14 protein-coding genes and 1 tRNA gene are annotated in these 14,113 nt (G+C 63.9%); 9 read left to right on the plus strand and 6 right to left on the minus strand.

All coding sequences use genetic code 11. The features are described 5' to 3' along the window. Positions 1-94: 94 nt before the first annotated feature. Both AB6804_RS20150 and AB6804_RS20155 read right to left on the minus strand, forming a co-directional pair. Entirely contained in the window at positions 95-694 is a 600-nt protein-coding gene (locus AB6804_RS20150; RefSeq protein ID WP_035966826.1) for a MarC family protein, read from the minus strand. After that, the gene (locus AB6804_RS20155) at positions 694-2,430 is read right to left on the minus strand and encodes a proline--tRNA ligase (RefSeq protein WP_370887944.1); all 1,737 of its coding nucleotides are present in this window, start codon (positions 2,428-2,430) and stop codon (positions 694-696) included. The genes AB6804_RS20150 and AB6804_RS20155 overlap by 1 nt, the downstream gene beginning before the upstream one ends. 285 nt (positions 2,431-2,715) lie before the next feature. Between AB6804_RS20155 and AB6804_RS20160 the strand changes: the two genes are divergently transcribed. Both AB6804_RS20160 and AB6804_RS20165 read left to right on the plus strand, forming a co-directional pair. Beyond that, entirely contained in the window at positions 2,716-3,357 is a 642-nt protein-coding gene (locus tag AB6804_RS20160; RefSeq protein ID WP_244794746.1) for an RNA pyrophosphohydrolase, read from the plus strand. Positions 3,358-3,475: 118 nt separating this feature from the next. Beyond that, positions 3,476-4,042 (plus strand): CNP1-like family protein, encoded by a 567-nt coding sequence (locus AB6804_RS20165; protein WP_035966914.1) that lies wholly within the window; start codon positions 3,476-3,478, stop codon positions 4,040-4,042. A gap of 78 nt (positions 4,043-4,120) precedes the next feature. On the opposite strand, the gene proB is transcribed toward AB6804_RS20165, so the two are convergent. From proB to rplU, 4 genes are all read right to left on the minus strand, one after another. Next, entirely contained in the window at positions 4,121-5,239 is a 1,119-nt protein-coding gene (gene proB, locus AB6804_RS20170) for a glutamate 5-kinase (RefSeq protein WP_370887945.1), read from the minus strand. A 49-nt stretch (positions 5,240-5,288) separates the two neighbouring features. Next, positions 5,289-6,386 (minus strand): Obg family GTPase CgtA, encoded by a 1,098-nt coding sequence (cgtA, locus tag AB6804_RS20175; RefSeq protein ID WP_035966831.1) that lies wholly within the window; start codon positions 6,384-6,386, stop codon positions 5,289-5,291. A gap of 207 nt (positions 6,387-6,593) precedes the next feature. Continuing rightward, the gene (gene rpmA, locus AB6804_RS20180; protein WP_035966833.1) at positions 6,594-6,854 is read right to left on the minus strand and encodes a 50S ribosomal protein L27; all 261 of its coding nucleotides are present in this window, start codon (positions 6,852-6,854) and stop codon (positions 6,594-6,596) included. 34 nt (positions 6,855-6,888) lie between these two features. Further along, positions 6,889-7,200, minus strand: coding sequence for a 50S ribosomal protein L21 (rplU, locus tag AB6804_RS20185; RefSeq protein WP_008342953.1), 312 nt, complete (start codon positions 7,198-7,200; stop codon positions 6,889-6,891). Between the two features lie 257 nt (positions 7,201-7,457). On the opposite strand from rplU, the gene AB6804_RS20190 reads away from it, so the two are divergent. The 7 genes from AB6804_RS20190 (at position 7,458) to coaE (ending at position 14,045) form a co-directional block, all read left to right on the plus strand. Continuing rightward, complete coding sequence (locus AB6804_RS20190) at positions 7,458-8,450, plus strand: polyprenyl synthetase family protein (protein ID WP_370887946.1); 993 nt, start codon at positions 7,458-7,460, stop codon at positions 8,448-8,450. Positions 8,451-8,490: 40 nt separating this feature from the next. Continuing rightward, a tRNA-Pro gene (locus AB6804_RS20195) sits at positions 8,491-8,567 on the plus strand. A 168-nt stretch (positions 8,568-8,735) separates the two neighbouring features. Beyond that, positions 8,736-10,022: an HlyC/CorC family transporter gene (locus AB6804_RS20200; RefSeq protein ID WP_370887947.1), complete on the plus strand. Its 1,287-nt coding sequence runs from the start codon at positions 8,736-8,738 to the stop codon at positions 10,020-10,022. Between the two features lie 71 nt (positions 10,023-10,093). Continuing rightward, the gene (locus tag AB6804_RS20205) at positions 10,094-11,278 is read left to right on the plus strand and encodes a GspE/PulE family protein (protein ID WP_370887948.1); all 1,185 of its coding nucleotides are present in this window, start codon (positions 10,094-10,096) and stop codon (positions 11,276-11,278) included. Continuing rightward, positions 11,275-12,483: a type II secretion system F family protein gene (locus AB6804_RS20210; protein WP_370887949.1), complete on the plus strand. Its 1,209-nt coding sequence runs from the start codon at positions 11,275-11,277 to the stop codon at positions 12,481-12,483. The genes AB6804_RS20205 and AB6804_RS20210 overlap by 4 nt, the downstream gene beginning before the upstream one ends. Before the next feature lie 31 nt (positions 12,484-12,514). After that, positions 12,515-13,426: an A24 family peptidase gene (locus AB6804_RS20215; RefSeq protein WP_370887950.1), complete on the plus strand. Its 912-nt coding sequence runs from the start codon at positions 12,515-12,517 to the stop codon at positions 13,424-13,426. 16 nt (positions 13,427-13,442) lie between these two features. Beyond that, on the plus strand, positions 13,443-14,045 hold the full coding sequence (coaE, locus tag AB6804_RS20220; protein ID WP_370887951.1) for a dephospho-CoA kinase: 603 nt from the start codon (positions 13,443-13,445) through the stop codon (positions 14,043-14,045). Positions 14,046-14,113 lie beyond the last annotated feature (68 nt).

Raw genomic sequence — 14,113 nt, forward strand, 5'->3', positions numbered from 1 at the left:
CGCTTCGTTTCCCGAGTTCGTCTCAAGGGCCGCGCCAGCGGTTTTTCTCAGTCACAAGCGAACGTCAAACAAAAAGCGGCCGAGGCCGCTTTTTTCATAACTGATGCACGAAGGTCCGTATCCCTTCGAGCATCATCTCGACCGAGATCGCGACCAGCACCAGCCCCATCAGGCGCTCGAACGCCGTCACCGCGCGTTCGCCGAGCCACTGCTGAATCTTCTCCGCGAGAATCAGCACGACCGCGCACACGATCATCGTGACCGTGAGCGCGCCGATCCATTCGACCATTTTCCCCGGCGCCTGCGATGTCAGCAGCATCACCGTCGCGAGCGCGGAAGGCCCGGCGAGCGCGGGAATTGCGAGCGGCACGATCAGCGGTTCGCCGCCGCGCGAGTCGCCGCCCATCGGGCCGTCCGGATGCGGGAAGATCATCCGCAGCGCGATTAGAAACAGCACGATCCCGCCGCCGATGCGCAGCGACAAATCCGTCAGATGCATCGCGCGCAGGAAGCGGTCGCCGGCCAGCATGAAAAACAGCAGGATGCCGAACGCGATCGCCACTTCGCGCAGAACCACGATGCGGCGCCGCTCGATGGCGACGCCCCGCAGCGCATTGATGAAGATCGGGATATTGCCGAGCGGATCGGTGATCAGCAGCAGCAGGACCGTCGCAGACAGGAAGTTGTACTGCATTACTTCGCGAGGGCGGCCCGCACCTTGCCTGTCACGACGCCCGCAGCCTCTTCCACCGGCAGCAGCGTGGCTTCGGTATCGCGGCGGCCCTGATATTCGAGCTTGCCTTCCTTCAGCCCGCGATCGCCGATCACGATGCGATGCGGCACGCCGATCAGTTCCCAGTCCGCGAACATCACGCCGGGACGCTCGCCGCGATCATCGAGAATCACGTCGATGCCCGCTTCAGTCAGCGTCGCATACAGCTTGTCCGCCTGCTCGCGCACGGCGTCGCTGCGGTCATAACCCATCGGGCAGATCACGACCTCGAACGGCGCGATGGATTCCGGCCAGATGATGCCCTTGTCATCGAAGTTCTGTTCGATCGCCGCGCCCAGCACGCGCGTCACACCGATGCCGTAGCAGCCCATCAGCATCGGCGCGGGCTTGCCGTTTTCGTCGAGATACGTCGCGCCCATCGAGTCCGAGTACTTGGTGCCGAGCTGGAACACGTGCCCGACTTCGATGCCGCGGCAGATTTCGAGCGTGCCCTTCCCGTCCGGCGAAGGATCGCCCGCGACGACGTTGCGGATATCCGCGACTTCCGGTTCCGGCAGATCGCGGCCCCAGTTCACGCCGGTCGTGTGGAAATCGACTTCGTTCGTGCCGACGACGAAGTCGCTCATGTTCGCCACCGTGCGGTCCGCGATCACGCGCACCGGCTTCTTCGTGCCGATCGGTCCCAGATAGCCCGGCGGCGTGCCGAACCATTCGACGATCTCCGCTTCCGTCGCGAAGCGATAGCCCGCGAGGCCCGGCAGCTTGTTGACCTTGACGTCGTTCAGAGAATGGTCGCCGCGCAGCATCAGCAACCAGATGGTCGGTTCCGCGCCTTCGTTGTCGGTGGCGAGGATGATCGACTTGATGGTCTTTTCGAGCGGAATGTTCAGGTGCTCGGCGACCGCTTCGCACTTCGCCTTGCCGGGCGTCGGGGTCTTCTTGAGCGCTTCGGTGGGCGCGGCGCGTTGCGCGATCAGCGGCAGCGCATCCGCGGCTTCGACGTTCGCGGCGAAGTCCGAAGTCGGGCAATACGCGATGTCGTCCTCGCCCGTCTCGGCGATCACGTGGAATTCGTGCGAGCCGCTGCCGCCGATCGAACCGTTGTCCGCCGCGACCGCGCGGAATTCGAGGCCGATGCGCGTGAAGATGCGCACGTACGCGTCGTACATCTTGCGGTACGACTCGGCGAGGCCGGCGCTGTCCTTATCGAAGGAATAGGCGTCCTTCATGATGAATTCGCGGCCGCGCATCACGCCGAAACGCGGGCGGATTTCGTCGCGGAACTTCGTTTGAATCTGATAGAAGTTGACCGGCAACTGGCGATAGCTCTTGATCTCGCGGCGCGCAATGTCGGTCACGACTTCTTCGTGCGTCGGCCCGACGACGAAATCGCGCTCGTGGCGATCCTTGATGCGCAGCAGTTCGGGACCGTATTGCTCCCAGCGGCCGGATTCCTGCCACAGCTCGGCGGGCTGCACGGCGGGCATCAGCAATTCGAGCCCGCCCGCGCGATTCATCTCTTCACGCACGATGGCTTCGACCTTGCGGATGGAACGCAGGCCTATCGGCATGTAATCGTAGATACCGCCCGCGACGCGACGGATCATGCCGGCGCGCATCATCAGCTTGTGACTGACGATCTCGGCGTCGGCGGGGGCTTCCTTCAGGGTGCCGATGAAGAAACGGGATGCTTTCATTCAGAAATTTTCCAAAAGCGGCGCGCGCCTCGAACCATGTGGCCACGAGGCTGGCAAGACGGGTGAACAACGGAACGGTGGACGGTTTGCGTGAACCGCGGCACGCACTGACTCCGGCCGGCAAGAAGAAGATTCTGCCGCCTTCCCGGTCGCGTGGCAAAGATTCCTCGCACTTCAGCGCATTTCTGCCCTGAAACGCAGCGGCCGCCGCGGGTTGAAACCGATGCGCCGGGTCCGTTATCTGTTTATAATCAAAGCAATTTTAAAGGATTCGAAGGTGGTTGTATGCTGGATCGTGAAGGCTTTCGCCCGAACGTCGGCATCATCCTCTTGAACGCGCGCAACGAAGTGTTTTGGGGCAAGCGGCTGCGTGAACATTCCTGGCAGTTTCCGCAAGGGGGTATCAAATACGGCGAAACCCCCGTGCAAGCAATGTATCGGGAGTTACACGAAGAAACCGGCCTGCTGCCTGAACACGTGAAAGTTGTCGGTCGCACACGCGACTGGCTGCGTTATGAGGTGCCGGATAAGTTCATCAAGCGCGAAGTGCGCGGACATTATCGCGGTCAGAAACAGATCTGGTTTCTGCTGCGCATGGTGGGGCGCGACTGTGACATTTGCCTGCGCGCGACGGACCATCCGGAATTCGATGCTTGGCGCTGGAATGAGTACTGGGTACCGCTGGATGCGGTCATCGAGTTCAAGCGCGACGTTTATCAACTTGCTCTCACCGAGCTTTCCCGCTTCTTGCGGAGAACCAATGCTCGCGGCGAACGCGCCGCGCATCACGGGCCGCGCTATCCACGCGTCGTCCAGACGATGACGATCGAAGCACCTGCCGTAACCGCCGCTGGCGCTGCGGTTCAGGCAGAATGCACGATCAGCGAAGACGTGCGGATCATCGCAACGCGCGCATCGTGCGATTGATCGGCGCCGGTCTTCGTCCATTTTGACACTCGGCACTTCGAAGAACCCGGCACCGCGAGCATTGCTCGCGGTGCCGGGCGCTTTGCCGCCCGCGCATCCGTTTATCGGGAACATCGAATTGAAAGTCATCGTCTCATCTGCGGTAGCCGTGGCCGTGTTCGCCGCGCTCGCCGGCTGCTCCAGCTCCAAAGCTCCGTCCGCGTCCAATCAGGATGACGGCGTGTTCACGTATCTACTCGACCGGAAGTCGGAATGGGTCGAGAACAAGGTCGATACGCTGCCGCCGCTGCCGCAAGCGTCCAATCTGCTGCCGTTCAACGTCTCGCAGAACACGCCGCTGACGTTCGCCGTCGACAAGACTTCGCTTACCGTCGGCAGTGACGGCGTCGTGCGATACGTCGTCGTCGCGACGAGTCCGGGCGGGGCGCGCAACGTGAACTACGAAGGCATCCGCTGCGATACCTACGAATGGCGGCGCTACGCAAGCATCGACGACGCGCAGACCGGCTGGGATCGCGGCGCGACGTTCGATTTCCGGCGCATCGAGAACGGCGAACTGAACGCCTATCAGGCGGCGCTGTATCAGGACTACTTCTGCACGAGCAAGCTGCCTGTCGGCAATGCGAAGCAGATCGTCGAGAACATTCAGTACAAGCGCACGCAGAGTTCGATCAACCTGCGCTGACGGTTTCGCCGCTCGTTCGGCAGTAAAAAGCCCGCTGGCCTTTCGGCTCAGCGGGCTTTGTCTTTATGGCTGCGGATGTCAGACCAGCACCAGATTGTCGCGATGAATCAGCTCCGGTTCGAGCATATAGCCGAGCACGGTTTCGATTTCGCCGCTCGGCCGCCGATGGATCAGCCGCGCTTCCGAACTGCTGTAGTTGGTGATGCCGCGCGCCACTTCCTGCCCCTGATCGTTGACGCACGCGATCACTTCCCCGCGACCGAACGCGCCCTTCACATCGACGACGCCGATCGGCAGCAGGCTCTTCCCGTCGGCCGTGAGCTTCTGCACGGCGCCGTTATCGATGACGACGTGACCGCGCACCTGCAAGTGATCGGCCATCCACTGTTTGCGCGCCGCGATGCGTGCGGTGCGCGCGATCAGTTGCGTGCCGATCATCTCGCCCGAAGCGAGCCGCGTCAGCACATCGGCTTCACGGCCACTCGCGATCACCGTGTTCGCGCCGCTATGCGCCGCGCGCTTCGCCGCGAGAATCTTGGTCAGCATGCCGCCGCGCCCGAGGCTCGAGCCCGCGCCGCCGGCCATCTGCTCGAGTTCGGGCATGCCTGCATCGGCTTGCTCGACGAGCGTTGCACTTGGATCTTTGCGCGGGTCGGCGGTGAAGAGGCCGCGCTGATCCGTGAGGATGACGAGCGCGTCGCCTTCGATCAGATTCGCCACGAGCGCACCGAGCGTGTCGTTATCGCCGAACTTGATCTCGTCGGTGATGACGGTGTCGTTCTCGTTGATGATCGGCACCGCGCCGAGGCGAAGCAGCGTCAACAGCGTCGAGCGCGCGTTCAGATAACGCTCGCGATCGGCCAGATCGGCGTGTGTGAGCAGAATCTGCGCAGTGCGGATGCCGTGCGCGCCGAAGCTGCTCTCGTAGACCTGCGCGAGCCCCATCTGCCCGACCGCGGCGGCAGCCTGAAGTTCGTCGATTTCGCGCGGCCGCTTGCTCCAGCCGAGCCGATGAATGCCCTCCGCGATCGCACCCGAACTGACGAGCACGACTTCCTTGCCCTGCTCGCGCAGCGCCGCGATCTGCGACGCCCAGCGGGCGATGGCCGCGTGATCCAGTCCGCGCCCGTCGTTGGTGACGAGACTAGACCCCACTTTCACTACGATTCGCTTCGCAGCGGCGATGACCGAACGCATCGTGCGCTTTCTCCTCGGGTGTCGCGGCCCGTTTCAGCGGGTCGCTTCGTTACTCGTTGGCTTCTTTGCTCGCGGCGTCGTCACGAAAGCGCACGTCGGCGGCGAGATCTTCCGCCTCGGCCGCACGCGAGGCGTCGGAGTGCTGCGAGATGTAATCGAAGATGGCGTAGGTCAGCGCCTCGCAGCCCTGGCCGGTGAGCGCGGAGATTTCATACACCGGGCCGTCCCATTCGAAACGCTCGATGAAGTCCTTCACGCGCGCCTCGCGCTCGTCCTCGGGCACCATGTCGAGCTTGTTCAGCACGAGCCAGCGCGGCTTCTCGAAGAGCGCCTCGTCGTACTTGCGCAGTTCGCCGACGATCGCCTTCGCATCGGCGACGGGATCGACGTTTTCATCGAACGGGGCCAGGTCGACCAGATGCAGCAGCACCCCGGTGCGCTGCAAATGCCGCAGGAAGCGATGCCCCAGCCCCGCGCCTTCCGCCGCGCCTTCGATCAGCCCCGGAATGTCCGCGATCACGAAGCTCTTGCTCGGCCCGACGCGCACCACGCCGAGATTCGGCGCGAGCGTCGTGAATGGATAATCGGCAATTTTGGGCCGCGCGTTCGAAACAGACGAGATGAAAGTCGATTTCCCCGCGTTCGGCATGCCGAGCAAGCCCACGTCCGCCAGCACTTTCAGTTCGAGCTTGAGCATGCGACGCTCACCCGGCTTGCCATCGGTCTTCTGACGCGGCGCGCGGTTCGTGCTGGACTTGAAATGCAGGTTGCCGAGGCCGCCCGCACCGCCCTGCGCGATCAGGACCTGCTGATTGTGCTCGGTCAGATCGGCGATGATTTCGCCCGTTTCCTGATCCGAGATGATCGTGCCGACCGGCATGCGCAGCGTGATGTCTTCGCCGCCCTTGCCATAGCAGTCGGCGCCGCGCCCGTTCTCGCCGTTGCGCGCCTGATGCTTTTTCGCGAACCGGTAGTCGATCAGCGTGTTGATGTTGCGATCCGCGACCGCGTAGACGCTGCCGCCGCGCCCGCCGTCGCCGCCGTCCGGCCCGCCGAACGGGACGAACTTTTCGCGGCGCATCGACGCGCTGCCATCTCCCCCGTCGCCGGCGATGACTTCGATCCTCGCTTCGTCAATGAACTTCATGCGTTGCTCCGTCCCGTGTTTCCAAGCGATGAGGCCGCCCCGGCGATAACGCCGTAGCTGCAGCCGAACCGCTATTTTGCCGTGACCGGCGGCTGCCGGTCATCGATAACCGTGAATTCTGTCGATGCGGCGTTTTCCGCGCACCAATGCAAAAGGCCCCGCGAACTTCGCGGGGCCTTTTGCGGTCCTGAAGCCCGTGCGTAGGTTTTACGCTGCCGGGACGACGACGACCGTGTGCTTCTTCGCTGCGCCCTTCGTCGTGAACTGGACGTGGCCGTCGGTCAGCGCGAACAGCGTGTGATCCTTGCCGATGCCGACGTTTTCACCCGGGTGCATGCGCGTGCCGCGCTGGCGAACGATGATGCCGCCCGCGTTGATTGCCTGGCCGCCGTAAACCTTCACGCCGAGGCGCTTCGATTCCGAATCGCGGCCGTTGCGGGAAGACCCGCCTGCTTTTTTGTGTGCCATTTGCTATAGCTCCTTTACCGTTGTGCGCGACGCGTTAAGCGTTGATCGCGTCGATGCGCAGTTCGGTGTAGTTCTGGCGATGGCCAGCGTGCTTTTGGTAGTGCTTCCGGCGGCGCATCTTGAAGATGGTCACTTTCTTGTGACGACCCTGGGACACGACGGTAGCCTTGACGGAAGCCCCACTGACCAGCGGTGTACCGAACTGAATCGATTCACCTTCGCCTACTGCGAGAACCTGGTCGAGCGTGATTTCAGCGTCAATGTCTGCCGGTATCTGTTCTACTTTCAATTTTTCGCCAACGGCAACCTTATACTGCTTGCCGCCGGTTTTTATGACCGCGTACATTGAGAACCTCACTCAGAATTTCGTTTTCCCACGCACCACGCGCGGAAAACACGAGATTATACATAGGGTTAGGCAGCGCGTCAAAAGGCATTGACATTTGCCGTTTGTACCCGGCGTGCGGCATCCGTGCCCGATCTTCTGCGATTTCGCCCCGATCCGATCGCGATTGCGTCCGCTCACGCGACCCTCGAGCGCCGCGGCACCCGTCGCCGCGCCGATTCGCCTTATAATCCGCCGCATTACCTTATTAGCCGATCATGTCGTCCACCGCCACTTCTTCCCCCGACGCCGCCGCACTGCTTGCCCCGATCGCCGAGGACATGCAGCAGGTCAATCGCGTCATCCGGCAGCGCCTGGCATCAGAAGTGATGCTCATCAATCAGATTTCCGAGTACATCATCGGCGCGGGCGGCAAGCGGCTGCGTCCGGCGTTGCTGCTGCTCGTGTCGGGCGCGCTGGGCGATACGACCGGGCATCGCCATGAACTCGCGGCGGTCGTCGAATTCATTCACACCGCAACGCTGCTGCACGACGATGTCGTCGATGAATCCGATCTGCGCCGTGGCCGCAAGACCGCGAACGCGCTGTTCGGCAACGCGGCGAGCGTGCTGGTCGGCGACTTCCTTTATTCGCGCTCGTTCGAGATGATGGTGAGCGTCGGCAAGATGCGCGTGATGGAAATTCTTTCTGTCGCGACCAACATCATTTCCGAAGGCGAAGTGCTGCAGCTTCTGAACATGCACGACCCGGACGTCGACGAAGCGCGTTACATGCAGGTCATCCGCTACAAGACGGCGAAGCTTTTCGAGGCGGCGGCGCAACTCGGCGCGGTGCTGTCGGGCGTGGATGCGCGCACGGAAGCGGCGGCGGCAGAGTTTGGCCGGCGTATCGGCACGGCGTTCCAGATCATGGACGACTGGCTCGATTACACGGGCACGCCCGAATCGATGGGCAAGAATGCCGGCGACGACTTGCGCGAAGGCAAGCCGACGCTGCCGCTCATCTATCTGATGGAGCACGGCACGCCGGAACAGGCGGCGCTCGCACGCGAAGCCATCGAGCAAGGCGGCACGGATCGCTTCGACACGATCTTCCACGCGATCACCACGTCCGGTGCGCTCGATCACACGTTGCAATGCGCGCGAAATGAAGCACAGGCCGCCGCCGATGCGATTTCGTCATTCCCCAGTTCCATTTTCAAAGATAGCCTGCTAGAATTATGTTCTTACTCGACGGCGAGACAGTCTTAAACGAGACTTTAGCGCACAAAACGTCTAGTTAAGTTGAATTCGGGGTGTAGCTTAGCCTGGTAGAGCGCTACGTTCGGGACGTAGAGGCCGGAGGTTCGAATCCTCTCACCCCGACCAGAATTTGCAAAAACCCGCATGGTCCGCCATGCGGGTTTTTTCTTTTCCGGCGCCCGCTGCTTAATGCTTGTCCGATGCCTGGCCGATGCCTGGCCGATCGGCCGGGAGGCGAAGCGGGAAAGCCGTCTGCTATAGTCCCTTTCATCATCGCTTCTACTCGATCACCGCGTGGACAACCTTCCCTTATGGGCGCAAATCTGCGCCATCTTCCTGCTTCTCATTCTTTCCGGTTTTTTTTCGATCTCCGAAACGTCGATGATGGCGCTCAACCGCCATCGGCTGAAATTTCTGGCTAGCCAGGGATCGCTGCGCGCCCGCACCACGCAGGGCCTCCTTGCGAAGACCGATCAGCTGCTGTCCGTCATCCTCATCGGCAACAACCTGATCAACACGATCATCCCGGTGCTCACGACGTCGATCGCGTTGCGCACGTTCGGTCACAACAACATGGTGCTGTCGGTGACGACGGGCGTGATCGCTTTCCTGATCATCGTGTTCGCGGAGATCGCGCCGAAGATCGTCGGGGCGACCTTTCCCGAGAAGGTCGCGCTGCCCGCGAGCCTCGTGCTTTCGCCGCTCATGCGCATCGCGCGGCCGCTGGTGTGGTTCGTCAATCTCTTCGCCAACGCCATTCTGGCCGCGCTGCACATCAACACGAAGGGCGGTCGCGATCAGCGTCTGTCGCCGGAAGAGTTGCGCACCATCGTGCTGGAAACCGGCAGCTTCATGCCGACCAAGCACCGCAGCATCCTGCTGAATCTGTTCGATCTGGAAAACATCTCCGTCGATGACGTGATGATTCCCCGCCGCCGCATCGAAGCGCTCGACTTCGAGGCGCCGTTCGACCAGATCCTGCACCAGCTCGAAACCTGCTATCACAACAAGCTCGTTGTTTATCAGGGCGACATCGACCGCGTGCTGGGCATCCTGCACGTACGCAAGACGCTGTCGGCGCTGCATAACCAGGAGCTCGAGCGCGAAACGCTGCGCGAACTGCTCATGGAACCCTACTTCGTTCCCGCTGGCACGCCGGTTTTCCAGCAGCTTCAATATTTTCAGGAGAGCGGCCAACGCATTGCGATCGTGGTCGACGAATACGGCGAGTTGCAGGGCCTCGTTACGCCGGAAGACATCATCGAGGAACTCATCGGCGAGTTCACAACGACGATTCCGCGGGGCGCTGGCTCGCGCGGCTGGGACGATAACGGCGAGTGCATCGTCCCGGGCAGCATGCCCCTGCGGGAACTCAACCGCTGGCTAAAGCTCAGCTTGCCGACGGACGGGCCCAAGACGCTAAACGGGCTCATCCTCGAAACGCTGGAACAAATTCCGGACGGCGACGTATCGGTGCGTATTGCGGGCGTTCATTTCGAAGTCCTGCGCAGCGACGATCAGTCGATCCGCACCGTCAAAATCTTCCGCCCGCCGACGCCGGGCAAGCGCGTGCTGCGTTAGCCATTCGGACGAGTAGGCGCGGGCAAGCGGGCGCGGGATGATCGGCTCATCTCATTTCGCACCGTGCTCCGATGATCTCCGCCTTCCGCGCCGCCGAACCTTCTCTCGACACCGCATCCGATCCGGACTCGCCCGCCGTCTCGCTGCTCGCGAACACCTTGCGCGAAGCGGCCGAGCGCGGCGCGTCCGATATCCACGTCGAGCCGTCCGAGCACGATTGGCGCATCAGGCTGCGTGTCGACGGCGCGTTACACGTGCTGCGCCGCCCGCCACCGCATTTGCGCGATGCATTCGTGACGCGCATCAAAGTGCTGGCGCGCATGGATATCGCCGAGCGCCGCGTGCCGCAGGACGGCCGGCTGCGGCTCGCGCTTGGCGGCGGACAGACCGGCGACTATCGCGTGAATTCGCTGCCGACGCTCTTCGGTGAAAAGCTCGTGCTGCGTCGGCTGGATGCGCTGCCGCCGGACCTTTCGCTCGGCGCGCTCGGCCTGAGCGAAGCGCAAGGCCGCGTCGTCGAATCGGCGATTCGCGCGCCGCATGGCCTCGTTCTCGTCACCGGGCCGACGGGCAGCGGCAAGACCTTATCCCTCTATTGCTTCCTGCAGATGCTCAACGCCGAAGCGCGCAACATCTGCTCGGTCGAAGACCCGGCCGAAATTCAGCTCGCCGGGATCAACCAGGTCAGCGTGCGCGAAAAGGCCGGCCTGAACTTCGCCGTGGCATTGCGCGCGTTCATGCGGCAGGACCCCGACGTCATCATGGTCGGCGAGATTCGTGACGCCCAGACCGCTGACGTCGCGGTGAAGGCCGCGCAGACCGGCCATCTCGTGCTCTCGACGCTTCACACGAACGACGCGCCCGCCGCCATCGCGCGCCTCATCGACATCGGCGTGGCGCCGTACAACCTCGCGTCGGCGCTGCGCCTCGTGACCGCGCAACGCTTGGTGCGCAAGCTGTGCGAGACCTGCCGTGCGCGTTCGGCGCTCACGCTCGACGACGGCTTTCGTCCGTTCGAGCCGCGCGGCTGTCCGGCGTGTCATGGCATCGGGTATCGCGGGCGAATCGGTGTGCATCAGTTGATGCCGGTTTCGGATGCGATGCGCGAACTCATCGTCGCGCGATCGGCGACGCATGCGATCTCTCGGCTCGCGCAATCGGAAGGCATGCCCGCGCTGCGTGACGCCGCTTTCGCTCGCGTGCGCGAGGGCGTGACGAGCGTCGCGGAAGCCGTGGACGCGACGGAGATCGTATGAGCGCGCAAGGATCATCGGACGTCCGCTTCGGCTGGCGCGGCATCGACGCGGAAGGCGCGCGCATGAGCGGAAAGCTGATCGCGGCCGATGCCGCTTCGGCGCGCGCGTCGTTGCGACGGGACGGCGTGATCGTCCTCGAACTCGAAGCGCTCGGCGACGCGCCGCCGGCCAAGGCATCGTCGGCGGATGTCGGCGTTTTCACGCGTCAGCTTGCCGGTCTGTTGCGCGCGGGATTGCCGCTCGCCGGCGCACTCGAAATGCTCGGCGACTCGGGCGAACGTGGCGGCCTGCCGCGCATCGTGCGATCGCTTGCACGCGACATCACACGGGGCGTGCCCTTTTCGGCGGCGCTCACGCGTCATCCGGGGGCGTTCGGCGCGCTTTATTGCCAGCTCGTCGCGGTCGGCGAAGTGGCGGGCGCGTTGCCCGCCGTGCTCGCGCGGCTCGCCGACGATCAGGACCGCGCCAGCGCCCAGCGCGCGAAGTTGCGCGCCGCGCTCGCCTATCCGGTGATGGTGCTGCTGCTGTCGCTCGCGATCACGGCGGGCCTGCTGATCGGCGTTGTGCCGACATTCAAGACGATCTTCGATGGCTTCGGCGCCGCGCTGCCTGCGCCGACGCGCTTCGTGCTCGCGTTGTCCGATGCCGTCGCGCATCACGCCGTCCCGTTCGCGGCGTTCTGCGTCTGCGCGGTGCTCGCCGGTGCGCGATGGCTCCGGCGTTCCCCCCGCGCCCGGGAAACCGCGGACCGCATTACGTTGAAGCTGCCGATCGTCGGCGCGTTGCTGCGGTCGCTCGCCGTCGCCCGATGGAGCCGCGCGCTCGGCACCTTGCTCGCGGCCGGCACGCCGCTGTCCGACGCGTTCGATTCCCTCGCGCACGCCACCGGCAATCAGGTGTTCGACCGCGCGACCGTCGAGATCGCGGCGCGCCTGCGCAACGGCGAACGTCTGGCTTTCGCGATGCGCGCGCTCGGCTGCTTTCCCCGGGACGTCGTGCAACCTATCGCCGTCGCGGAAGAATCCGGCTCGCTCGACGCGATGCTGCTCGATCTCGCCGCGCTCGCCGATCGTCAGGTGGACGAGCGCATCGGCGCATTCGCGAGCCTGTGCGAACCGCTCGTCATCACGGTGCTGGGCGCGCTGGTGGGCGGCCTCGTCATCGCGATGTATCTTCCGATCATCCAGCTCGGCAACGTGGTGTAGCATCGCGGGCCAACGACATCGCATCCAGATCATGCAGCCTCCGTTCGATCCGTCCGCCGCACACCATGCGAGCGATTACCTGGCGCCGTTCGCGGCTTTGCCGGTCGTCGCGCAATACGCGTTCGCCGTCGTGTTCGGGCTGGTCATCGGCAGCTTCCTGACGGTCGTCGTGCATCGCTTGCCGGTCATGCTCGAACGCGCGTGGCGCGCCGAATTCGATGCCGCCGTGCCCGATGCTTCCAAAGCGCCCGCCGACGCGTATCCCGCGCGCTTCAATCTCGCGGTGCCGCGCAGCGCATGTCCGCACTGCGGTCACGTGCTGCGTGCATGGGAGAACATTCCGGTCCTGAGCTACCTCGCGCTGAAAGGGCGATGCGCGTCGTGCGGCGCGCGCGTAAGTCCGCGCTACCCGTTGATCGAACTGGCGACCGCCGCGCTGGCAGCACTCTCGCTTTACGCTTACGGGCCCGACTGGCCGGCGCTCGCGGCATTCGGCCTGTGCGCGACGCTCCTGGCTGCGAGCCTCATCGATTACGACACGCGCTATCTGCCCGACGTGCTGACGCTGCCGCTGCTGTGGGCCGGGCTGATCGTCAATCTGGGCGAAGGCGGATTCGCGACCCTTCACGACGCAGTCACCGGCGCGATCGCGGGCTATGTCTTTTTGTGGTGCGTGTACTGGATTTTCAAACTGGCGCGCGGCGTCGAAGGCATGGGCTACGGCGACTTCAAGGTGCTGGCTGCAATCGGCGCATGGCTCGGCTGGGCCTCGCTCGCGCAAGTAGTCCTGATCTCGGCGGTGGCGGGCGCGGTTTTCGGAATCGTCGCAACGTGGCGGGGCCGCATGCGCTTCGAAGAGCCGTTGCCGTTCGGGCCCTTCCTTGCGGCGGGCGGGGCGATCACGCTGTTCGTCGGCACGCCGCTTTACGCATTGTTCGGATGAAGACAAGGAGCTGCGGATGTTCAGCATCGGGCTGACGGGCGGTATCGGAAGCGGTAAGAGCACGGTCGCGGACCTGTTCGCGGCGCGCGGCGTGCCGCTCATCGATACGGACGTCATCGCGCATCAGGTGACGGCGCCGGGCGGCGTCGCGATGCCGCTGATCGCGAGCGAATTCGGCAGCGGCTTCCTGGCGCCCGACGGCTCGCTCGACCGCGCCCGCATGCGCGAACTCGTCTTCACCGACGACACCGCCAAAGCCCGCCTGGAAGCCATCCTGCACCCGCTGATACGCGCCGAGACCGATCGTCAGCGCCAGGCGGCGAGCGGCCCGTATCACATCGTCGTGGTGCCGTTGCTCGTCGAATCGGGGAACTGGGCTTCGCGGGTGTCGCGCGTGCTCGTCGTCGATTGCCCGGTGGAGACGCAGATCGAGCGCGTCATGCGGCGAAACGGCTTCCCGCGCGAGCAGGTGCTGGCGATCATCGCGAAGCAGGCATCGCGCGAAACGCGGCTCGCGGCGGCAGACGACATCGTGCTGAACGATGAAGCGGCCACGCTCGAAACACTCGCAGCTCAGGTCGACGAACTCCACGCGCGATATCTGGAACTCGCGGGGTGACGGTTTTCGAGTGTTGGATATCGAAGAAGTTGCGGATTTTGCCGGGAAAAGCGGTAAATGCGGCGAGA

The organism is Caballeronia sp. RCC_10 (assembly GCF_041360715.1).
GTDB classification, from domain to species: Bacteria; Pseudomonadota; Gammaproteobacteria; order Burkholderiales; family Burkholderiaceae; genus Caballeronia; species Caballeronia grimmiae.